A 22,183-nucleotide genomic window follows, 5' to 3' on the forward strand; every position below is an offset into this window, starting at 1 on the left:
CTTTTGAGAAGACGTACACCGGCGATACAGTAAGTTGTTTGGATCCACTTTAGCATAGCCGGTAAAGGCCATTGGACACCATGGCAACTATTTTTAAGATGGCCCTAGGACGAGGCTTTCAGCGTATTTGCAGAGAATTTTCAGCCACACAGAAGCCTCATCCCAGGGCAACATTCCCTCATCGCCGGACGGCCACGCAAAAAGCGTTTGGTGGTAAGCTCGCGCACCATGAATATCTACAGCTCTCGCCCCGTTGTTCTCTGTCTCTCCGGCCATGATCCCAGTGGTGGCGCCGGCTTGCAGGCCGATATCGAAGCCCTGCTCGCCCAGGGCTGCCACGCCGCTGCGGCCGTCACCGCGCTGACCGTGCAAAACACTGTCAACGTCAGTGACTTTCGCGTGCTCGACCGCGAGTGGGTGCTGGCCCAGGCCAATGCGGTGCTCAGCGATTCAGAAGTCGCGGCGGTCAAGCTGGGCATGCTCGGTTCTACCGCGATGGTCGACACGGTGGTCGAACTGCTGCAGGCGCACCCGCACCTGCCGGTAGTGTGCGACCCGGTACTGCGCGCCGGCGGCGGTGGCAGCCTGGGCAAGGATGAAGTCGGTTATGCGATGCGCGAGCGGCTGCTGCCCCTGGCGCTGATCGCCACACCCAACCTGCCCGAAGCCCGCATCCTGGCCGAATTGCCTGACGGCAGCGCCGACGAATGCGCCGAGAAGCTGCTGCCCTACATCAAGCATCTGCTGATCACCGGCGGCCACGGCGACGAGCACGAAGTGCACAATCGCCTGTACAGCCGCGATGGCAGCCGCCATACCTACACGTGCCAGCGTTTACCCGGCAGTTATCACGGCTCGGGGTGCACGCTGGCCAGTGCGCTGACGGGGCGACTCGCCCAGGGCGAAGGCCTGGCCAGCGCCGTGCAGTCGGCGCTCAACTACACCTGGCGCACCCTGCGCGATGCCGAACGACTCGGCCAGGGCCAGTTCGTACCGCGTCGGTTGCCACTGGATTTCTGCTCGTAGTTCACCTTTCATCACCACTTACCGCTCGTCACAGCAAGGGGCTTGCCCGATGAAACTACGTGGCCTTTACGCCATTACCGACAGCCAACTGTTGGCCGGCAAATTCCTCGCCTACGTCGAAGCGGCGCTGGACGGCGGCGTGACATTGCTGCAGTACCGCGACAAAAGCAGTGACGAAGCGCGCCGCCTGCGTGAAGCCGAGAAACTGCGGGAGCTTTGCTCGCGCTACAAGACCCATTTGATCATCAACGATGATGCCGAACTGGCCGCGCGCCTGGGCGTGGGCGTGCACCTGGGCCAGACCGACGGCCCGCTGACCCCGGCGCGGGCACTGCTCGGCTCCAAGGCGATCATCGGCGCCACGTGCCACAGCCAGATCGAGCTGGCCGAACAGGCCGCTCGGGAGGGCGCCAGTTATGTCGCCTTTGGCCGCTTCTTCAATTCCACCACCAAGCCCGGCGCACCGGCCGCCAGCCTTGAAATGCTGGCCGAGGCGCGCCAACGCCTGCACCTGCCGATCTGCGTGATCGGCGGCGTCACCCTGGAAAACGCCGAGCCGCTGGTAGCCCACGGCGCCGACCTGCTCGCCGTGGTGCACGGCCTGTTCGGCGCCGACAGCACCCAGGAAGTCACGCGCCGCGCCCGTGCGTTCAACGATCTTCTTAAATCTTCAGTGTAGAGAGCCCGATCATGTCCCGTTCCGAAACCCTGTTTGCCAATGCCCAGAAACACATCCCCGGCGGTGTGAACTCCCCCGTGCGTGCGTTCAAGAGCGTGGGCGGCACGCCGTTGTTCTTCAAGCATGCCGAAGGCGCCTATGTCACCGACGAAGATGACAAGCGCTACGTCGATTACGTCGGCTCCTGGGGCCCGATGATCCTCGGTCACAGCCACCCGGACGTGCTGGACGCCGTACGCCAGCAGTTGCAGCATGGTTTGTCCTACGGTGCTCCGACCGCGATGGAAACCGAGATGGCCGACCTGGTCTGCTCGATCGTGCCGTCGATGGAAATGGTGCGCATGGTCAGCTCCGGCACCGAGGCCACCATGAGCGCCATCCGCCTGGCCCGTGGCTTTACCGGTCGCGACAGCATCATCAAATTCGAAGGTTGCTACCACGGCCATTCCGACAGCCTGCTGGTAAAAGCCGGTTCCGGCGCGCTGACCCAGGGCGTACCGAGTTCGGCCGGCGTACCGGCGGCGTTCGCCAAACACACCCTGACCCTGCCGTTCAACGACATCGCCGCCGTTGAGCAGATGCTCGGTGAAGTCGGCCAGGACGTGGCGTGCATCATCGTCGAGCCGGTCGCCGGCAACATGAACTGCGTACCACCGGCCCCAGGCTTCCTCGAAGGCCTGCGCGAACAGTGCGACAAACACGGCGTGGTGCTGATTTTTGACGAAGTGATGACCGGCTTCCGTGTCGCCCTCGGTGGCGCCCAGGCGCATTATGGCGTTACACCGGACCTGAGCACCTTCGGCAAGATCATCGGTGGCGGCATGCCAGTAGGCTGCTTCGGCGGCAAGCGCGAGATCATGCAGCACATCGCGCCGCTGGGCCCGGTCTACCAGGCCGGCACGCTGTCCGGTAACCCGCTGGCGATGGCCGCCGGCCTGACCACCCTGCGCCTGATCAGCCGCCCAGGCTTCCACGCCGAGCTGACCGACTACACCACCCGCCTGCTGGACGGCCTGCAAGTGCGGGCCGACGCTGCCGGTATCCCGTTTGTCACCACCCAGGCCGGCGGCATGTTTGGCCTGTACTTCAGCGGCGCCGACGACATCGTCACCTTCGAAGACGTGATGGGCAGCGACGCCGACTTGTTCAAGCGCTTCTTCCACCTGATGCTCGAAGGCGGTGTGTACCTGGCGCCCAGTGCCTTTGAAGCCGGCTTCACCTCGATCGCCCACGGCGATGCCGAGTTGAAGCTGACCCTGGACGCTGCCGAGCGCGCCTTTGCGGCCCTGAAATAAGTGACGGCATCCTCTGACGTTTGCCCGTGCCAACGTCAGATTTGCTACCTTGCTTACAGACATTTCTCGCTTTTTTCGAGAATTGCCCTGCAATCCGGCAGATAACTTGCCCAAGCAGCAGAAAAACGAGTAAAGACTTTGTAAGCAGAGGCCTGCTTATTTCATAATGCGCGCTTATTGGACCCCGCGAGGGTCCGCGCGCCCCGTCAGAGGTAAGTCGATTCCCATGAAACGCACCGGCCGCACCCTGGTTCTGGGCTGCCTGTTGCTCCTTCAGCCGCTGCTGGCACATGCACAAGCAGGCGGCAACTCGTTGTTAATCCCAGCGATGGGTCGTTGCACCCTCAATACCCAGCCCGACACCCAGGCCGAAGCCCTGAGCGCGTGCCAGAAACAGGCTGATGAAGGGGATGCGCAAGCGCAATACGAGTTGGGCGAGTACTACCACGACAGCAAGAACCCGGCCGTCGACCTCAACAAAGCGTTGAGCTATTTCGAGAAGGCTTCGCTGCAGGGCCACGCCCAGGCGCAATTCCAGCTGGGCAATATGTTCTTTCGCGGCGAAGGCGTACCGGCCAATAACGTCCAGGCTTACATCGTGCTGAAAATGGCGGCGGTCAACGGCGCCGAAGACGCGCTGGACACGGCCGACGAAGTCGCCGAGCACATGCAGCGCGATGAACTGGAAGTGGCAACCCAGGTGCTGGGGCAGATTTTCCGCAATTACCTGCAGGAATTGCAGAGCGCCGATGGGCGTTCGCCCTTTTCACCCCTTCCCTGATTCAGCGCTGCCTTACTTCTCAGGCATTGGCATTGGAAATGGCATCACATTGCTGGTGCCCCGCGCCTCGCTGATCTTCGGTGTGCCCAAACGCTCGACTTCATCGATGCGCACAATCGAATGCATCGGCACGAAGCTGCGCACCACGCCTTCGAACTGCGCCTTGAGTTTTTCTTCGCCCGGGTCGACGACCAATTGGGTACGCTCGCCAAAGACGAACTCTTCCACTTCCAGGAAGCCCCACAGATCACTTTGATAGATCTGCTTGGCGTACATTTCGAACACCTGGCCCTGGTTAAGGAAAATCACCTTGTAGATTGGAGCTTCACGTTTGGTCATGGGGGGCGGGTAGCACATCGGCGGATATAAATGAGGGCGCGAACTATAGCATGGCACCCGATGCACAGTGCTAGGAACCAATGGACATGCCCCCTATAATGCGCGGTTCTTTACCACCAGTTGACGATTCCCATGGCCAAGAAGCTTTACATCGAAACCCACGGTTGCCAGATGAACGAGTACGACAGCTCGCGCATGGTCGATCTGCTGGGTGAACATCAGGCCCTGGAAGTCACGGCTCGCGCCGAAGATGCCGACGTGATCCTGCTCAATACCTGCTCGATCCGCGAACGGGCCCAAGACCGGGTCTACTCGCAGCTGGGCCGCTGGCGCGAATTGAAACTGGCCAACCCGGACATGGTGATCGCCGTCGGCGGTTGCGTGGCCAGCCAGGAAGGCGCGGCCATTCGTGACCGCGCGCCCTATGTCGACGTGGTCTTCGGCCCGCAGACCCTGCACCGCCTGCCGGAAATGATCGATGCCGCACGCGCCACCAAGCTGCCGCAAGTGGACGTGTCGTTCCCCGAAATCGAAAAATTCGACCATCTGCCCGAGCCGCGCATCGACGGGCCAAGTGCCTATGTGTCGGTAATGGAAGGCTGCAGCAAATACTGCACCTTCTGTGTAGTGCCCTACACCCGTGGCGAAGAAGTCAGCCGGCCGTTTGACGACGTGCTGGCGGAAATCATCCACCTGGCCGAAAACGGCGTGCGCGAAGTGACCCTGCTGGGCCAGAACGTCAACGGCTACCGCGGCCAGACCCACGACGGACGCCTGGCCGACCTGGCGGAGCTGATTCGCGTGGTCGCCGCCGTCGATGGCATCGAGCGCATCCGCTACACCACCTCGCACCCGCTGGAGTTCTCCGACAGCCTGATCCAGGCCCACGCCGATGTGCCGGAGCTGGTCAAACACCTGCATTTGCCGGTGCAGTCGGGCTCAGACCGCATCCTCTCGGCGATGAAGCGCAATCACACGGCCCTGGAATACAAATCCAAGCTGCGCAAACTGCGCGCCGCCGTGCCGGGCATCTGCATCAGTTCGGACTTTATCGTCGGCTTCCCTGGCGAGACCGAGAAAGACTTCCAGCAGACCATGAAGCTGATCGAGGACGTGGGTTTCGACTTCTCCTACTCGTTCGTCTACAGCCAGCGCCCCGGCACCCCAGCGGCCGACCTGCTGGACGAAACCCCGGAAGCGTTGAAAAAGGAACGCTTGAATGCGCTGCAACATCGCCTGAATCAGCAAGGTTTCGAGATCAGCCGACAAATGGTCGGTTCGATCCAGCGCATCCTGGTGACCGATTACTCGAAGAAAGACCCCGGCGAATTGCAGGGCCGCACCGAGAACAATCGCATCGTCAACTTCCGCTGCGACAACCCGACCCTGATCGGCCAGTTTGCCGATGTGCACATTGATGCGGCGCAACCGCACTCGTTGCGTGGCTCGTTGATCCAGTAATTCCCAGGTCAACACATATCCAATGTGGGAGGGGGCTTGCTCCCGATAGCGGAGTGTCAGCCACCGCATATACTGGCTGATACACCGCTATCGGGGGCAAGCCCCCTCCCACACTGGAATTACGCTGGATAAGTGCTTTCGCACACCGGCGCGTGGCGTTATTCTCTCTTTCACCTCAACAGCCAAAGGGCGGCTAAAAGCGACCTTGAACGCACCTACAGTAGAACCCCATCGTTTTCTCCTCGAGCCGTTTGAGGCTCGCCGTTTCGCCAACCTGTGCGGACAGTTCGACGAGCACCTGCGCCTGATCGAACAACGCCTGAGCATCGAGATCCGCAACCGCGGCAATCAATTCGAGCTCATTGGTGAACCTCAACACACCACGTCTGCGGAAAACCTGCTGCGCCGTCTCTACCGCGAAACCAAGGGCAGTGAGCTGTCGCCGGAAACGGTGCACCTGTACCTGCAGGAATCCGCCGTGGAAGACCTGGCCAACAATCCGGTGGCCGAAGCCAGCGTGGCCCTGCGTACCAAAAAAGGCATGATTCGCCCACGCGGCTTGAATCAGCAGAAGTACGTCAAGGAAATCCTCGGTAACGATATCAACTTCGGCATCGGCCCGGCCGGTACCGGCAAGACCTACCTGGCCGTGGCCTGTGCGGTGGATGCCCTGGAGCGCGAACAGGTTCGCCGCATTCTGCTGGTGCGCCCGGCCGTCGAGGCGGGCGAAAAGCTCGGCTTCCTGCCCGGCGACCTGGCCCAGAAGATCGACCCGTACCTGCGCCCGCTCTACGACGCGCTCTACGAAATGCTTGGCTTTGAATACGTGGCCAAGCTGATCGAACGCCAGGTGATCGAAATCGCGCCGCTGGCCTACATGCGTGGTCGCACCTTGAACAACAGCTTCATCATTCTCGACGAGAGCCAGAACACCACGGTCGAGCAGATGAAGATGTTCCTCACCCGTATCGGTTTCGGCTCCACGGCCGTGATCACCGGTGATATCACCCAGGTCGACCTGCCCAAGGGCACCAAGTCGGGCCTGGGCCAGGTGATCGAAGTGCTCAAGGATGTGCCAGGTATCAGCTTTACGCATTTCATGCCCAAGGACGTGGTGCGCCACCCTCTGGTGCAGCGCATTGTCGAGGCCTACGAGCGCTTCGAACACCGCGACGACGGCCTGTCCAAGGACGTGCGCCGCGATGCTTGAGCTTGACCTGCAACTGGCCACCGAAGCGGCCGCGCCCAGCGAAGCACAGTTCCGTCAGTGGTGTGAGCTGGCCCTGCGCCAGCGCACCGCCGATTCGGAGCTGACCATTCGTCTGGTGGACGAGCCCGAAGGCCGTGAGCTGAATCACACCTGGCGTCAGAAAGACTACGCGACCAACGTGCTGTCTTTCCCCGCCGACGTGCCCGACGAGTTCCTGGATATCCCGCTGCTGGGCGACCTGGTGATTTGTGTCGCGGTGGTCGAGCGCGAGGCGCGGGAGCAAGAAAAGGAACTTGAGGCCCACTGGGCCCATCTAGTCATCCACGGCTGCCTGCATCTCTTGGGTTACGACCATATAGACGATGACGAAGCCCTGGAAATGGAAGCACTGGAACGAACGTTGCTTGCAGAACTGGGTCATCGCGACCCGTATGCCGACGACGAAAACCAATCGACACTCAACTGAAACAATCAAGGATTTAGAGTAATCGCTATGAGCGAAGACCGATCGAGCAACGGGCAAAAGTCATGGCTGGGTAAACTGACCCAGGCTTTTGCCCACGAGCCGAAAAACCGCCAGGAGCTGCTGGAGCTGCTGCGCGAGGCCCACCAGAACAAGTTGCTGGACAGCGAAGCGCTGGCCATCGTCGAAGGCGCCATCCAGGTGGCTGACCTGCAAGTACGCGACATCATGGTGCCGCGCTCGCAGATGATCAGCATCAGGGCGACCCAGACCCCGCGCGAATTCCTCCCGGCCGTGATCGACTCGGCGCACTCGCGCTACCCGGTGATCGGTGAAAGCCATGACGACGTCATGGGCGTCCTGTTGGCCAAGGACCTGTTGCCGCTGATCCTCAAGGAGAACGGCGACAACTTCAACATCAAGGACCTGCTGCGCCCGGCCACCTTCGTGCCTGAGTCCAAGCGCCTGAATGTGCTGCTGCGCGAATTTCGCGCCAACCACAATCACATGGCGATCGTGATCGACGAATACGGTGGCGTGGCGGGCCTTGTGACCATCGAGGACGTGCTGGAGCAGATCGTCGGCGACATCGAAGACGAGCACGACGTTGAAGAAGACAGCTACATCAAGCCACTGCCCAGCGGTGACTTCCTGATCAAGGCATTGACGCCCATCGAGAACTTCAACGAGTTCTTCGACAGCGAATTCTCCGACGACGAGTTCGACACCGTCGGCGGCCTGGTGATGAGTGCGTTCGGGCACCTGCCCAAGCGTAACGAAACCACCGAGATCGGCGCCTATCGCTTCCGCATCCTGAATGCCGACAGCCGCCGCATCCACTTGATCCGTTTGACTCCTATTGCCCGTTAAGGACTGAAATGCGCCGTCTGATCGCACCCGGCTGGCCCGGTAATCTGCTGGCCGTGGTGGCCGGTGCCATCACCACCCTGGCGCTGGCGCCGTTCGATATCTGGCCGCTGGCGCTGGTGGCGGCCGGTGTGTTCTATATCGGCCTGCGCGAGCTGACACCCCGCCAGGCCCTGGGGCGCGGCTGGTGTTTCGGGTTCGGCCTGTTTGGCGCCGGCACCAGCTGGATCTACTACAGCATCCACCACTTCGGCGGCGCTTCGGTGCTGCTGGCGGGTTTCCTGATGCTGCTGTTCACCGCCGCCATCGCCTGGTTCTTCGCCCTGCCCGCCTGGCTGTGGGCACGCTGGCTGCGCCGCAATGAAGCGCCCCTGGCCGATGCGCTGACCTTCGCGGCGTTGTGGGTCGGCCAGGAAGCCTTTCGTGGCTGGTTCCTCACCGGTTTTCCGTGGTTGTACTCCGGCTACAGTCAACTCGACGGCCCGCTGACCGGCCTCGCGCCCTTGGGCGGGATGTGGCTGATTTCGTTCGCCCTGGCGCTGACGGCAGCCCTTTTGTGCAACCTGCCGCGCCTGTTGGCGAGCAAGCGCAACAGCTTCATCGCCGCCGGCCTGGTGCTGCTCGTTGCACCCTGGGCCATTGGCCTGGCGCTCAAGCACCATGCCTGGACCTCGCCCTCCGGCCCGCCACTGAGCGTGGCCGCCATCCAGGGCAACGTCGAACAAAGCATGAAGTGGGACCCCGAGCAGCTCAACGCGCAGCTGGCGCTGTACCGCGATATGAGTTTGAGCTCCAGGCGCGTCGACCTGCTGGTATGGCCGGAAACCGCCGTTCCGGTGCTCAAGGAGTCGGTCGAAGGCTACCTGGGCATGATGGGCAAGTTCGCCGCCGAGCGTAATACCGCGCTGATCACCGGGGTACCGATTCGCCAGGAAGTACGCCATGAGAAGCGCTACTTCAATGGCATCACCGTGGTCGGCGAAGGTGATGGCACCTACCTCAAGCAAAAGCTGGTGCCCTTTGGTGAATACGTGCCGTTGCAGGACATGTTGCGCGGGCTGATCGCCTTCTTCGACCTGCCCATGTCGGATTTCGCCCGCGGCCCCGCGGACCAGGCGATGCTTCAGGCCAAGGGTTATCAGATCGCACCGTTCATTTGCTATGAAGTGGTGTACCCGGAGTTCGCCGCCGGCCTGTCGGCCCAGAGCGACCTGCTGCTGACCATCAGCAATGACACCTGGTTCGGCCGCTCCATCGGCCCGCTGCAGCACCTGCAGATGGCGCAGATGCGCGCGCTGGAAGCCGGCCGCTGGATGATCCGCGCCACCAACAACGGCGTGACCGGCCTGATCAACCCGTTTGGGCAGATCACCGCACAGATTCCGCAATTCGAGCGCGGCATTCTCTATGGCGACGTGGTGCCAATGCACAACCTCACGCCTTACCTGCAATGGCGGTCGTGGCCGCTGATCATTGTGTGCGTGCTGTTGTTCGGTTGGGCGCTGCTGGCGGGTCGAATGGCCAAGACGGTCTGACAGACACCATAAAACCAATGTGGGAGGGGGCTTGCTCCCGATAGCAGTGTGTCAGTCAGTACATTTGATACTGATACACCGCAATCGGGAGCAAGCCCCCTCCCACACTTGGCCTGCGGTGCTACTTGTAGAACAACCGATACCCCACCTGCCCCACCGCCTCATTGATCAACTGCCCGCTCTGCCATACCGCCTTGACCTCCGGCATCCAGCCGCCCAGTGGACGCGCGTTGTCCACGCCCAGGAACCCCACTGGCGCGGGCACCACGGTAAAGCCGGCCTTCTCGAAGCTCCACACCGAACGCGGCATGTGCCAGGCTTGGGTTACTACCACCACGCGCTTGATGCCTTGCGGCAACAGGATCTCGGCGCTCATCTGGGCGTTTTCCCAGGTGGTGCGGCTACGCTCTTCTTTCCAACGCACCGTCACGCCGAAGTCATCCTGCATTGACACCGCCATCAACTGCGCCTCGCTGGGCGGCGTGCCGTAATGCAGGCCACCGGTGGTCAGCACCGGCAACCCGGACGCCTTGGCCAGCCGCGCCGCATAACGCTCACGCTCCAGACCGATGCCGGTGGGTTGGTCGGTGCCCCAGGCAATGTCGCCGCGCTCGCGCCCGGAACCCAGCACCACAATCGCATCGGCACGCTGGGCCAGGCTTGCCCAGTCTTCGCGGGCCAAAGGCGGCGCTGTCTCCAAGGCGTGCGCGCCCCACTGCACCATTACCGGCAGGCTGATCAGCCACATCCCGCCCAATCCCAAGGCAAAGCAACACCCCGCCAGGCGCGGTCGACTGCGGCGAAACCACCAGGCAAGCGCCAGCAACAGCAAGAAAATACCGGGCGGCAGCAACAATTGTTTGATGAAATAACGAAAAGGCATCGGGCATCTCCAAAGATGCCCGAAGCCTAGATGCAACGGGGTTCGGCAACAATCCTTACCAGCATATTTTGCAAAGTGGCGGATAACGCGGGTTACTTACACCGTACGGATCGGAAACGTTCCGGGCCGCGGCCGGCCGGCAAGTCCTTCAGCCAAATCACCTTGGCCGAACGGGAAGGCGCCTGGACTGGCGGGGAGGCCTGCCCATCGGAGGCGCGTTGGTGGTGCAACGCCAGATAGTTCTCGATCAAGTCAAGCTCTGCCTGGCTCAAGCCTTGCAACTCCAGCTCCAGAGGCCGTTCACCACGCAATCGGCCTGCGGTTCTTGCGGCATCCAATGCCCGACCCAAACGGTCGATCAATCCTTCATATAATTGCGGTTTCGTTAAAGTTCGCTGCGATTCAGCCATCCCCTCACCTCATTGAAGAAATACATGCTCCCCAATAAACAGCGTAGCCCCCGTGGCTGCGCCTGCCCGATGCCGCGACAGACGGCCCTGCCTGCGCAATCAGGGTTTCCCTCGATAGAGTGGGGTCATGTATGCTACGGCGCTTCCTGTAACTCCACTTCCCGCAGGGTTTGGGCACGCACGCGCCGCTTTCTGGTGTCGAACAACCCCGACCATGCACCGAAGAGGAATAGGCCACCCTTATTCAGTTCAAAAGTAGCCATGCACGAACAATATCAGCCCCGTGAAATAGAAAATGCCGCACAAACCTTCTGGGACGAGCAAAAGTCCTTTGAAGTCAGCGAACAGCCAGGCAAGGAGACTTTCTATTGCCTATCGATGTTCCCTTACCCCAGCGGCAAGCTACACATGGGGCACGTGCGTAACTACACCATCGGCGACGTGATTTCCCGCTACCAGCGCATGCTCGGCAAGAACGTCCTGCAACCCATGGGTTGGGACGCTTTCGGCATGCCGGCGGAAAACGCCGCGATGAAAAACAACGTAGCTCCCGCCAAGTGGACCTACGAAAACATCGCCTACATGAAGACCCAGCTGCGCAGCCTGGGCCTGGCGGTAGACTGGTCCCGCGAAGTGACCACCTGCAAGCCGGACTACTATCGCTGGGAACAATGGCTGTTCACGCGCCTGTTCGAAAAAGGCGTGATCTACAAAAAGAGCGGCACCGTGAACTGGGACCCGGTCGACCAGACCGTGCTGGCCAACGAACAGGTGATCGACGGCCGCGGCTGGCGTTCCGGCGCGCTGATCGAAAAGCGCGAAATCCCGATGTACTACTTCAAGATCACCGCCTATGCGGATGAACTCCTGTCGAGCCTCGACGACTTGCCGGGCTGGCCCGAGCAGGTCAAGACCATGCAGCGCAACTGGATCGGCAAATCCAAGGGCATGGAAGTGCAGTTCCCGTACAACGTCGACTCGATCGGCGAAGCCGGCGCACTCAAGGTATTCACCACCCGCCCCGACACCCTGATGGGCGCGACTTACGTCGCCGTGGCCGCCGAACACCCACTGGCCACCCAGGCCGCACAGAACAATCCTGAGCTGCAGGCGTTCATCGCCGAATGCAAAGGTGGCAGCGTGGCTGAAGCCGATGTCGCCACCCAGGAGAAGAAAGGCCTGCCGACCGGGCTGTTCGTCGAGCACCCGCTGACTGGCGAGAAGCTGCCGGTCTGGGTCGCCAACTACGTGCTGATGCACTACGGCGACGGCGCGGTCATGGCGGTGCCGGCTCACGACGAGCGCGATTTCGAATTCGCCACCAAATACAACCTGCCGATCAAATCCGTGGTGCGCACCAGCGCAGGCGAGACCAACCCGGCCCCGTGGCAAGACGCCTACGGCGAGCACGGCACCCTGATCAATTCCGGCGAATTTGACGGCCTGGACTTCCAGGGCGCGTTCGACGCGATCGAAGTCGCGCTGATCAAGAAAAACCTCGGCGCCTCGCGCACCCAGTTCCGCCTGCGCGACTGGGGCATCAGCCGCCAGCGCTACTGGGGCTGCCCGATCCCGATCATCCACTGCGAAAGCTGCGGTGACGTGCCGGTGCCGGAAGACCAGTTGCCGGTGGTACTGCCCGAAGACGTCGTCCCGGACGGCGCCGGTTCGCCTCTGGCGCGCATGCCCGAGTTCTACGAATGCAGCTGCCCTAAATGCGGCGCGCCGGCCAAGCGTGAAACCGACACCATGGACACCTTCGTCGAGTCCTCGTGGTATTACGCCCGGTACGCCTCGCCGCACTATGAAGGTGGCCTGGTCGAGAAATCCGCAGCCGATCATTGGCTGCCGGTGGACCAGTACATCGGTGGCATCGAACACGCCATCCTGCACCTGCTGTACGCGCGCTTCTTCCACAAGCTGATGCGTGACGAAGGCCTGGTCAGCTCCGACGAGCCGTTCAAGAACCTGCTGACCCAGGGCATGGTAATCGCCGAGACCTACTATCGCCGCGAAGCCAATGGCGCCTACACCTGGTTCAACCCGGCGGACGTCGAACTCGAGCGTGACAGCAAAGCCAAGGTCATCAGCGCCAAGCTCAAATCCGACGGCCTGCCGGTGGAAATCGGCGGCACCGAGAAGATGGCCAAGTCGAAGAACAACGGCGTCGACCCACAATCGATGATCGATCAGTTCGGCGCCGACACCTGCCGCCTGTTCATGATGTTCGCCTCGCCGCCCGACATGAGCGCCGAATGGTCCGACTCCGGCGTCGAAGGCTCGCACCGCTTCCTCAAGCGCGTCTGGCGCCTGGCCCATGCCCACGTCAGCCAGGGCTTGCCGGGCAAGCTGGACGTCGCCGCCCTGAACGATGAGCAGAAGGCCATTCGCCGCAGCACCCACCTGGCTATCCGCCAGGCCAGCCAGGACGTAGGGCAGAACCACAAGTTCAACACCGCCATCGCCCAGGTGATGACGCTGATGAACGTGCTGGAAAAAGCCCCGCAGGCCACGGAACAGGATCGTGCACTGATCCACGAGGGCCTGGAAACGGTTACCCTGCTGCTGGCGCCGATTACGCCGCACATCAGCCACGAGTTGTGGAACCGCCTGGGCCACAGCGGTGCCGTCATCGACGCCCGCTGGCCGGTGCAGGATGACAGCGCGCTGGTACAGGACACGCTGCAACTGGTGATTCAGGTCAACGGCAAACTGCGCGGCCAGATCGACATGCCGGCCAGCGCCAGTCGTGAAGAAGTCGAAGCGGCTGCACGCTGCAACGAGAACGTGCTGCGCTTTACCGAAGGCCTGACGATCCGCAAAGTGATCGTAGTGCCCGGAAAACTGGTCAATATCGTCGCCAGCTAAATCGGATCGGGCGCAGGGCTTGAGCCCTGCGCCGAACTAAACCTTCAGGGCCTCGATACGGCCCGCCTGGTTTCAAGGGGAGCAACAAACATGATCAAACGCAATCTGCTGGTAATGGGCCTGGCCGTTCTGTTGAGCGCGTGCGGCTTCCAGCTGCGCGGCACCGGCACCAACGAATTGTCGCTCAAGGAACTCGACGTCAGCGCACGCAATGCCTACGGCGAGACCGTGATTCAGCTGCGCCAGGCCCTGGAAAACAGCGGTGTGCGCGTCTATACCGGGGCCACCTACAAACTGGACCTGGTCGATGAGCGCGAAACCCAGCGCAACATCAGCTACGCCAGTGCGGGCCGCGCGTCGGATGTCGAGTTGACCACAACCGTCAACTTCGAAGTACAAGGCCGCGATCACTTGCCACTGATGGGTGACAAGATCCAGGTGCAGAAAGTCGTGAGCCACGACGGCAACAACCTGGTGGGCTCAGACTCCGAGACCATTCAGGTGCGCAAGGAAATGCGTCGTGAGCTGGTCCAGCGCATGATGACTCGCCTGCAACTGCTGACCCCGGAAAAACTCGCGGAGCTGCAGCAAATCGCCGACAACAAGGCCAAGGCTGACGCCGATGCCCTGAAAGCCGCGCAAGAGTATGAAGACAACACGCCGAAACAGTCGCCTGTTGAAGTACCTGTCGAGTAAGCCAAACGGGGCGCTCCTGGCGCCCCGTTCGCCCTGCCTATGAAACTCGCCCCAGCCCAACTCGCCAAACACCTGCAAGGTAGCCTCGCGCCTGTCTATATTGTCAGCGGCGATGACCCGTTGCTGTGCCAGGAAGCGGCCGACGCCATTCGCACGGCGGCGCGCCAGCAAGGTTTCGATGAACGCCAGGTGTTCAGTGCCGATGCCAGTTTCGACTGGGGCACCCTGCTGCAGGCAGGCGCGAGCATGTCGCTGTTTGCCGAAAAACGCCTGCTTGAGCTGCGCCTGCCCTCGGGCAAGCCGGGCGATAAGGGCGCGGCGGCGTTGATGGAATATTGCGCGCGCCCTGCTGAAGACACGGTGTTGCTGGTCAGCCTGCCCAAGCTCGACGGCAGTGCGCAGAAAACCAAATGGGGCAAGGCGCTGGTGGAAGGCCCACAGACCCAGTTCATCCAGATCTGGCCGGTGGACAGCAGCCAGCTGCCGCAATGGATCCGCCAACGCCTGTCACAGTCCGGGCTGTCGGCCACGCAAGAGGCCGTCGAGCTGATCGCCGCCAGGGTCGAGGGCAACCTGCTGGCCGCCGCCCAGGAGATCGAAAAGCTCAAACTGATGGCGGAAGATGGGCAGATTACCGTCGAAACCGTGCAAGGCGCGGTGGCTGACAGTGCGCGGTTCGATGTCTTCGGGCTGGTGGACGCGATCCTCAACGGTGAACCGGCCCACGCCCTGCGCATGCTCGAAGGGCTGCGCGGCGAGGGTGTGGAACCGCCGGTGATTCTCTGGGCCCTGGCCCGGGAACTGCGGGTGCTGGCTAACATCGCTTTGCAATACAGCCAGGGCATCCCGCTGGACAAGTGCTTCAGCCAAGCCCGACCGCCGGTGTGGGACAAGCGCAAACCCCTGATGAGCAAAGCCCTGCAACGGCACTCGGCGCAACGCTGGGCGCAACTGTTGCTGGAAGCGCAGCGCATCGATGCACAGATCAAAGGCCAGGCGGCCGGTTCACCGTGGATGAGCCTGAGCCGTTTGTCACTGTTGATGGCCGGCCAGCGCTTGGCGTTGCCTGCCGAATAGCTCACCCAAGAACACCACAGACCCAATGTGGGAGGGGGCTTGCTCCCGATAGCGGTGTAACAGTCAAAAAATCCAGTGACTGACACTCCGTCATCGGGAGCAAGCCCCCTCCCACATTTTGTTTGTGTTTACAATTCTCAGGCTTTACAGCGCCGCAATATAGGCAGATTATTTTCGCCGCTCCACCCACCCGAACGAGAGAAAGATCATGAGTAAAAAGCCATCCAAGCATGGCCCGAACAAGGCCAAATCCATCATCGCCCAGCCACTGTTCCGCAGCCGTCAAGAACGCGCCGGCAAGGGCAAAGGCAGCTACCGCCGCGAAGCCTTCCAGCCTAATAGCTGGGAGGCTTCTTACTTTCTGGCTGCCTGAAGGCAAGCGCCCCTCTGGCATGATAAGGTCTGCACTGGATTTGTAACCCCCTGGACCTGTGCATGCCCTCTAGTCTTTCCCGTCGTTGGCACCTCCGCCAATTGATCGCTGCCTCCAGCCTCATTCTGCTTGTCGCCTGCGCGGAAAAACCCACCGCCGCGGATGCTCAACCCCTGCCCACGCTGAAGACCTTACCGGCCGTCGCGCCTGCCGTCGTTGCGCCGTTGGCGGTAGACAACCTGAACATCCAACCGACCCAGACCTTCGCTGAATGGCAGGCCGGTTTCCGTGCGCAGGCCCTGCAAGCCGGAATCACCGCCGACGTCTTCGATAATGCTTTCGCCGGGGTCAGCCCGGACATGGCGGTGATTCGCGCCGACCGCAGCCAGCCGGAGTTTTCCCGACCGGTGTGGGAATACCTCGACGGCGCGCTGTCGCCGCTGCGCGTGCGTAATGGCCAGGCCTTGCTGGTCAAGTACGCCGATATCCTGCAGCGCATCGAAGAGCGGTATGGCGTCGATCGCCAGGCACTGGTCTCGGTGTGGGGCATGGAAAGCAACTTCGGCCAGTTCCAGGGCAATAACTCGGTGATTCGCTCCCTCGCTACCCTGGCTTATGAGGGTCGCCGCCCGGCATTCGCACAGGCGCAACTGCTGGCGGCGCTGCAGATCATCCAGCACGGCGATATTGCGGCCGACCAGATGAAAGGTTCCTGGGCCGGCGCAATGGGCCAGACCCAATTCATCCCCACCACCTACAACACCCATGCCGTGGATTTCGACGGCGACGGCCGCCGCGATATCTGGAACAGCCCCGGTGACGCCCTCGCGTCCACTGCCCATTACCTGCAAAGCTCCGGCTGGCAGAAAGGCCAGCCGTGGGGCGTCGAGGTGCAGCCACTGCCAACGGGCTTCGACTACTCCTTAGCCGATGGTGGCATCCGCAAGACCGTCGCCGAATGGCTGCAACTGGGCATCCAACTGCCGCCTGGCGCAAGCCTGCCAGCCAATGTCGACCAACTGTCCGCCGCCCTGCTGTTGCCGGCCGGCTACCGTGGCCCGGCGTTCCTGGTTTTGGATAACTTCCGTGCGATCCTGAAGTACAACAACTCGTCGTCCTATGCACTGGCCGTTGGCCTGCTGTCGGAGCGATTTGGTGGCGGTGGTGTGATTCGCGGGAGCTGGCCGAAGGATGAGCTACCGCTGAGCCGCTCGCAACGCATCGACCTGCAGACGGCGCTCAGCGCCAAGGGCTACGACGCGGGCAATGCCGACGGGATCATTGGCGCCAACACACGCAAGGCGATTCGAGCGGCGCAGCAAGCGCTGGGCTGGCCGGCGGATGGGTATCCGACGGTGAAGCTGCTGGAGTCACTGCAAGATCGCTAAATCTGCTTAAGGCAACTACCGCAATCGGGGGCAAGCCCCCTCCCACATTTGGAATGCGGTCAAATGTGGGAGGGGGCTTGCCCCCGATGCGGTTTAGCAGACACCAAAAATTTAGCGGCTGAACACTACATCCTGCTCCAACACCACCCGCTGCTCCCCCGCATCCAAACGCACCAAAGCCCCCATCGGCAACGTCAGATTCGGATCACAATGCCCGCTGCGCCAGCCGGACAGCACCGGAATGCACAGCGGTTCGAAGGTCTGTTTCAACAGTCTTTCCAGCCCCACCTGATCCACACCAGCCACATCCCCCACCAATACCCCCGCAACCTGGTCGAGTTTGCCCGCCAGGCGCAGGTGCGTCAGCAGACGGTCGATGCGATAGAGCGGCTCGTTGATGTCCTCGATAAACAGAACGATGCCTTCAGCGTCAATGTCGTAAGCGGTACCCATCACCGCCGCGATCATCGAGAGGTTGCCGCCCAACAAACGCCCGCAGGCGATGCCAGGCTCAATGGTGGTCAAGGGGTAGGCCACCGGGTGCGTCAGCAGGCTGCCGGCGCCAAGCTGGCCGCGCAGCAGGCTGAACAGCGATGATTCGGTGGGGGATTGCTTGCCACCGAGCAAGTCGGCATTGAGCATTGGCCCGTGGAAGGTGACGAAGCCCGCGTAGCGGTTGATCGCCAGGTGCAAGGCGGTGATGTCGCTGTAGCCGACGAAAGGCTTGGGGTGCGCGCGCAACAGGTCGAAGTCCAGCGCATCGAGCAAGCGTGGCGTGCCGTAGCCGCCGCGCAGGCAGAAAATGGCGTCGATTTCGGGGTCGGCGAAGGCAGCATGCAGGTCGTTGAGACGCACTTGATCACTGCCGGCCAGGTAGCCGTCGCGCTCATACACACCCGGGAAAATGCGCAGTTCGTAGCCACGGGCGCGCATCCATTGCCCGGCTTTTTCAACGTCCAGCGCGGCAGGGCCGGCGGGAGCGATCAGGCCGATGGTGCCTTCGAGGCGCAATGCAGGTACGGCGCTAGTCATGCACAATTCTCCTTAATATGACGCATAACGAAATGTGGGAGGCCCCACTACCTCTTCGACGTAGCGCTGTCGCGCAGCAAACTGGGGGCGCCTACAAATATTCTTGGCGCTGAGGTGATCGTTCCCGCGCTCTGCGTGGGAATGCCTCCTGGGACGCTCCGCGTCCCGCCAAGCGCTGCAAGTTTCGGCGATTGCGCACAGGTGACGCGGAGCGTCACGGGCTGCAATCCCACGCAGGAGCGTGGGAACGATCTTTGAATGTGAAATTTCAGTTTTTAACTGAAAAATTAATCCTTTAAAATCAGCGAGTTATTTTAAGTTTGATAAGAGGGGGCTTGCTCCCGATGGCGATGTATCAGTCACTCGTGTATTGACTGTCACACCGCAATCGGGAGCAAGCCCCCTCCCACATTGGACCTGCGGCGTTACATAGCTCGGTGTTACGACACCAGGCTCGCCTTGACCAGCTTGGCCTGCTCGTCGGCGTGGTACGAAGAGCGCACCAATGGGCCGGAGGCCACGTTCTTGAAGCCCATCTTGTAGCCTTCCTCGGCGAACCAGGCGAAGGTATCCGGGTGCACGAAACGCTGCACCGGCAAGTGGCTACGGGACGGTTGCAGGTACTGGCCCAGGGTCAGCATATCGATGTCGTGCTCGCGCATGCGCTTCATGACTTCGATGACTTCTTCGTCGGTTTCGCCCAGGCCCAGCATCAAGCCGGATTTGGTCGGAATGTGCGGCATCATCTGCTTGAACTTCTGCAGCAGGGTCAGCGACCACTGGTAATCCGAACCCGGACGCGCGGCCTTGTACAGGCGCGGAACGGTTTCCAGGTTGTGGTTGAACACATCCGGCGGCTCGGCGGCGGTGATTTGCAGCGCCACATCCATGCGGCCACGGTAGTCGGGCACCAGGGTTTCAAGCATGACGTTTGGCGACAGTTTGCGGATTTCGCGGATGCAATCGGCAAAGTGCTGGGCACCGCCGTCGCGCAAGTCGTCACGGTCGACCGAGGTGATCACCACATATTTGAGTTTCAGGTCGGCGATGGCGATAGCCAGGCTTTCCGGCTCGTTGACGTCCAGGGGTTTCGGACGGCCGTGGCCCACATCGCAGAACGGGCAACGACGGGTGCAGATGTCGCCCATGATCATGAAGGTGGCGGTGCCGCCGGAGAAGCATTCGCCCAGGTTCGGGCAAGAGGCCTCTTCGCACACGCTGTGCAACTTGTGTTTGCGCAGCAGGGCCTTGATACGGTCGACTTCCGGCGAGACCGGGATGCGCACGCGAATCCAGTCAGGCTTTTTCGGCAGTTCGGTGGTCGGGATGATCTTGACCGGGATGCGTGCAACCTTCTCGGCGCCGCGCAGCTTGACGCCGGCTTCCACCTTGGCACGCGGGGCCGGGGCTGGACGCTCGGTAACGTCCAGCGTCGGGATCATGGTTTGCACAACATCAGTAGTCATATCAATCGATTCCGCCCGTCAGGGTCGTCTGCTCAGCATAGTCGAGGTGTTTGACGAGCTGCGCGCGCAGCCGGGCACTTACCTCGGCAAATTCTATGGGTGTTGCATGGTCGCTCAACTGGGTCATCGCAAGCCCCGCGTAGCCGCACGGGTTGATGCGCCGGAACGGGGCCAGGTCCATGTCCACATTCAGGGCCAGGCCATGAAAGGAACACCCGTGACGAATGCGCAAACCCAGGGAAGCGATTTTCGCGCCATCCACATACACACCCGGTGCATCAGGCTTGGCCGCAGCGGTCACGCCGTAACTGGCCAACAGCTCGATCAGGCAAGCTTCCATGCGGCTTACCAGGTCACGCACGCCAAACCCCAGCTTGCGCACATCCAGCAACAGATAAGCGACCAGTTGGCCAGGCCCATGGTAAGTCACTTGACCCCCTCGGTCGACCTGCACCACCGGAATATCCCCCGGAAGCAGCAGGTGCTCAGCCTTGCCGGCCTGGCCCTGGGTGAACACCGGTGGGTGTTCGACCAGCCAGATTTCATCCGCTGCCGAGCTGCCGCGCTCATTGGTGAAGCGTTGCATGGCGTGCCAGACCGGCTCGTAGGCCATCCGGCCAAGCTCGCGAAAGCCCAGGACCTGTGGCATCACAACACCATGTGCACGAAGCCGGTGGCCCGCAGTTCGCTATTGATGTCGTAGAGCTGGTCTTGACCGATTGCAACGATGTGCAATTGGATCGTGGTGTATTTGCCTGTGGAGCTGGATCGCTCGTCCACACGCTGATCATTGATCGTCGCGTGCTTGCGCACAATCTCGAGGATCAAGTCTTTGCGGCCTACGCCGGTATCGCTGATTATCTTGATGGGGTAGTCCACCACCGGGAATTCGATCTTTGGCGCCTTTACTTCGGTATCGGTCATGGCGTAACGGCCTCGTAAGCGGTAAGCCGTGGCGACGGCAAAGCCCCGCGTCGGATCAACGCGGGGCTTTGCAGGTGCACACAATCAGTTGAACAAGCCGTAGAAGAATAGACGGATGCTATCCCACACGCGGCGGAAGATACCACCTTCGTCGACGGCATCCAGTGCGATCAGGTCGGCGCTGTGCACCACCTTGTCGTCCAGTTTGACTTCGACTTTACCGATCACGTCGCCCTTGGCGATTGGGGCAACCAATTGCGGGTTCATGGTCATGCTGGCAGCGAGCTTTTTCAGCTGGCCTTTAGGCATGGTCAGGGTCAGGTCATCAGCCAGGCCGGCCTTGACCTGGGAGGTTGCGCCCTTCCATACCGGCGCGGTCGCCAGCTCCGTACCCTTCTGGTAGAAGGTCTGGGTTTCGAAGAAGCGGAAGCCGTAAGTCAGCAGCTTTTGCGTCTCGGCCGCACGGGCCTGCTCGCTGTTGGTGCCGAATACCACGGCGATCAGGCGCTGGCCATCACGTACGGCGGACGACACCATGCAGTAGCCGGCTTCGTCGGTGTGGCCGGTTTTCAGGCCATCGACGGTCTTGTCGCGCCACAGCAACAGGTTGCGGTTAGGCTGCTTGATGTTGTTCCAGAAGAACTCTTTCTGGGAGTAGATGGCGTAGTGCACCGGGTCAACACGGATGATCGCACGGGCCAGGATCGCCATATCGTGAGCCGACGAATAATGCTCTGGATTCGGCAGGCCGGTCGGGTTCATGAAGTGGCTGTTGGTCATGCCCAGGTCGCCGGCCGTCTTGTTCATCATGTCGGCGAACGCGTCTTCGCTGCCGGCGATGTGCTCGGCCAAGGCGACGCTGGCGTCGTTACCGGACTGGATGATGATGCCGTGCAGCAGGTCGCTGACGGTGACTTGCGAGCCGACCTTGATGAACATCCGCGAACCACCGGTACGCCAGGCGTTTTCGCTGACGGTCACCGGGTCGTTTTCGCCGATCTGGCCGCGACGGATTTCCAGGGTCGCGATGTAGGCGGTCATCAGCTTGGTCAGGCTGGCTGGCGGCAGGCGCACGTCACCGCCGTTTTCGACCAGCACGTTGCCACTGGCGGCATCCATGAGGACCCAGGACTTGGCGGCCAGTTGCGGGGAAGCCGGCACCATCTCAACCGCCCAGGCGGCCGGGGTAATGATCAGCGAGATAAGCAGGCACGTACGTTTGGCTAAGGTGGTGATGTTCATCCGTCTCTCGAAATTGCTTATGGAAACTTGCCCTCGCGGGCAAAACTATTCAGACAGCCCGCTTCCAGACTGTCACGTGTTCGGTTGCCCGCTCACCCCTTGCCCCTGGGTTTTATTGTTCAACGAGCCAACAACCAGGGCCCAGGCATGCGCCTGAACCTGCAGTCC

22 protein-coding genes are annotated in these 22,183 nt (G+C 61.5%); 14 read left to right on the top strand and 8 right to left on the bottom strand.

The genetic code is table 11. The features are described 5' to 3' along the window. Positions 1–228: 228 nt before the first annotated feature. The 4 genes from C4J92_RS23110 to C4J92_RS23125 all read left to right on the top strand — a co-directional run bounded on the left by C4J92_RS23110 (position 229) and on the right by C4J92_RS23125 (position 3,781). Positions 229–1,026: a hydroxymethylpyrimidine/phosphomethylpyrimidine kinase gene (locus C4J92_RS23110; RefSeq protein ID WP_124405372.1), complete on the top strand. Its 798-nt coding sequence runs from the start codon at positions 229–231 to the stop codon at positions 1,024–1,026. Between the two features lie 49 nt (positions 1,027–1,075). Further along, complete coding sequence (gene thiE, locus C4J92_RS23115; RefSeq protein ID WP_124364538.1) at positions 1,076–1,705, top strand: thiamine phosphate synthase; 630 nt, start codon at positions 1,076–1,078, stop codon at positions 1,703–1,705. Positions 1,706–1,716: 11 nt separating this feature from the next. Then, positions 1,717–3,000 (top strand): glutamate-1-semialdehyde 2,1-aminomutase, encoded by a 1,284-nt coding sequence (gene hemL, locus C4J92_RS23120; RefSeq protein ID WP_124405373.1) that lies wholly within the window; start codon positions 1,717–1,719, stop codon positions 2,998–3,000. Positions 3,001–3,226: 226 nt separating this feature from the next. After that, positions 3,227–3,781: a tetratricopeptide repeat protein gene (locus C4J92_RS23125; RefSeq protein WP_057724919.1), complete on the top strand. Its 555-nt coding sequence runs from the start codon at positions 3,227–3,229 to the stop codon at positions 3,779–3,781. Positions 3,782–3,793: 12 nt separating this feature from the next. On the opposite strand, the gene C4J92_RS23130 is transcribed toward C4J92_RS23125, so the two are convergent. Further along, positions 3,794–4,120 carry a DUF1820 family protein gene (locus C4J92_RS23130; RefSeq protein ID WP_003194436.1) on the bottom strand — a complete coding sequence of 109 codons (327 nt, stop codon included), beginning with the start codon at positions 4,118–4,120 and terminating at the stop codon, positions 3,794–3,796. A 132-nt stretch (positions 4,121–4,252) separates the two neighbouring features. Here C4J92_RS23130 and miaB point away from each other — a divergent pair, with 132 nt between their 5' ends. From miaB to lnt, 5 genes are all read left to right on the top strand, one after another. Then, a complete protein-coding gene (gene miaB / locus C4J92_RS23135; protein ID WP_124371962.1) occupies positions 4,253–5,581 on the top strand; it encodes a tRNA (N6-isopentenyl adenosine(37)-C2)-methylthiotransferase MiaB in 1,329 nt (442 codons plus the stop codon). Positions 5,582–5,786: 205 nt separating this feature from the next. Further along, entirely contained in the window at positions 5,787–6,791 is a 1,005-nt protein-coding gene (locus C4J92_RS23140) for a PhoH family protein (protein WP_124364541.1), read from the top strand. Next, positions 6,784–7,257 carry an rRNA maturation RNase YbeY gene (ybeY, locus tag C4J92_RS23145; RefSeq protein ID WP_124364542.1) on the top strand — a complete coding sequence of 158 codons (474 nt, stop codon included), beginning with the start codon at positions 6,784–6,786 and terminating at the stop codon, positions 7,255–7,257. The genes C4J92_RS23140 and ybeY overlap by 8 nt, the downstream gene beginning before the upstream one ends. Before the next feature lie 27 nt (positions 7,258–7,284). Further along, on the top strand, positions 7,285–8,124 hold the full coding sequence (locus C4J92_RS23150) for an HlyC/CorC family transporter (protein ID WP_122483878.1): 840 nt from the start codon (positions 7,285–7,287) through the stop codon (positions 8,122–8,124). Between the two features lie 8 nt (positions 8,125–8,132). Next, entirely contained in the window at positions 8,133–9,656 is a 1,524-nt protein-coding gene (gene lnt / locus C4J92_RS23155; protein ID WP_124405374.1) for an apolipoprotein N-acyltransferase, read from the top strand. 121 nt (positions 9,657–9,777) lie between these two features. On the opposite strand, the gene C4J92_RS23160 is transcribed toward lnt, so the two are convergent. Both C4J92_RS23160 and C4J92_RS23165 read right to left on the bottom strand, forming a co-directional pair. Next, entirely contained in the window at positions 9,778–10,539 is a 762-nt protein-coding gene (locus C4J92_RS23160; RefSeq protein ID WP_124405375.1) for a YdcF family protein, read from the bottom strand. 92 nt (positions 10,540–10,631) lie between these two features. Beyond that, complete coding sequence (locus C4J92_RS23165; protein ID WP_124405376.1) at positions 10,632–10,949, bottom strand: hypothetical protein; 318 nt, start codon at positions 10,947–10,949, stop codon at positions 10,632–10,634. A 261-nt stretch (positions 10,950–11,210) separates the two neighbouring features. On the opposite strand from C4J92_RS23165, the gene leuS reads away from it, so the two are divergent. The 5 genes from leuS (at position 11,211) to C4J92_RS23190 (ending at position 17,351) form a co-directional block, all read left to right on the top strand. Further along, on the top strand, positions 11,211–13,817 hold the full coding sequence (gene leuS / locus C4J92_RS23170) for a leucine--tRNA ligase (RefSeq protein ID WP_124371967.1): 2,607 nt from the start codon (positions 11,211–11,213) through the stop codon (positions 13,815–13,817). 90 nt (positions 13,818–13,907) lie between these two features. Beyond that, positions 13,908–14,513: an LPS assembly lipoprotein LptE gene (lptE, locus tag C4J92_RS23175; RefSeq protein ID WP_124405377.1), complete on the top strand. Its 606-nt coding sequence runs from the start codon at positions 13,908–13,910 to the stop codon at positions 14,511–14,513. 39 nt (positions 14,514–14,552) lie between these two features. After that, positions 14,553–15,590 (top strand): DNA polymerase III subunit delta, encoded by a 1,038-nt coding sequence (holA, locus tag C4J92_RS23180; protein WP_124405378.1) that lies wholly within the window; start codon positions 14,553–14,555, stop codon positions 15,588–15,590. A gap of 208 nt (positions 15,591–15,798) precedes the next feature. After that, positions 15,799–15,963: an alternative ribosome rescue factor ArfA gene (arfA, locus tag C4J92_RS23185; RefSeq protein ID WP_078827381.1), complete on the top strand. Its 165-nt coding sequence runs from the start codon at positions 15,799–15,801 to the stop codon at positions 15,961–15,963. Between the two features lie 62 nt (positions 15,964–16,025). Next, positions 16,026–17,351, top strand: coding sequence for a lytic murein transglycosylase (locus tag C4J92_RS23190; protein WP_124405379.1), 1,326 nt, complete (start codon positions 16,026–16,028; stop codon positions 17,349–17,351). A 111-nt stretch (positions 17,352–17,462) separates the two neighbouring features. On the opposite strand, the gene C4J92_RS23195 is transcribed toward C4J92_RS23190, so the two are convergent. The 5 genes from C4J92_RS23195 to C4J92_RS23215 all read right to left on the bottom strand — a co-directional run bounded on the left by C4J92_RS23195 (position 17,463) and on the right by C4J92_RS23215 (position 22,015). Next, positions 17,463–18,383: an LD-carboxypeptidase gene (locus C4J92_RS23195; RefSeq protein ID WP_124405380.1), complete on the bottom strand. Its 921-nt coding sequence runs from the start codon at positions 18,381–18,383 to the stop codon at positions 17,463–17,465. 440 nt (positions 18,384–18,823) lie between these two features. Beyond that, positions 18,824–19,825 (bottom strand): lipoyl synthase, encoded by a 1,002-nt coding sequence (gene lipA / locus C4J92_RS23200; RefSeq protein ID WP_164484599.1) that lies wholly within the window; start codon positions 19,823–19,825, stop codon positions 18,824–18,826. Positions 19,826–19,850: 25 nt separating this feature from the next. Beyond that, complete coding sequence (lipB, locus tag C4J92_RS23205; RefSeq protein ID WP_124368475.1) at positions 19,851–20,498, bottom strand: lipoyl(octanoyl) transferase LipB; 648 nt, start codon at positions 20,496–20,498, stop codon at positions 19,851–19,853. Beyond that, the gene (locus C4J92_RS23210; RefSeq protein ID WP_048724650.1) at positions 20,498–20,773 is read right to left on the bottom strand and encodes a DUF493 domain-containing protein; all 276 of its coding nucleotides are present in this window, start codon (positions 20,771–20,773) and stop codon (positions 20,498–20,500) included. Before C4J92_RS23210 ends, lipB begins: the two co-directional genes overlap by 1 nt. A gap of 84 nt (positions 20,774–20,857) precedes the next feature. Then, the gene (locus C4J92_RS23215) at positions 20,858–22,015 is read right to left on the bottom strand and encodes a D-alanyl-D-alanine carboxypeptidase family protein (protein ID WP_124371973.1); all 1,158 of its coding nucleotides are present in this window, start codon (positions 22,013–22,015) and stop codon (positions 20,858–20,860) included. Positions 22,016–22,183: the final 168 nt, after the last annotated feature.

The sequence above is a fragment of the Pseudomonas sp. R3-18-08 genome (assembly GCF_003852065.1).
GTDB lineage: Bacteria > Pseudomonadota > Gammaproteobacteria > Pseudomonadales > Pseudomonadaceae > Aquipseudomonas.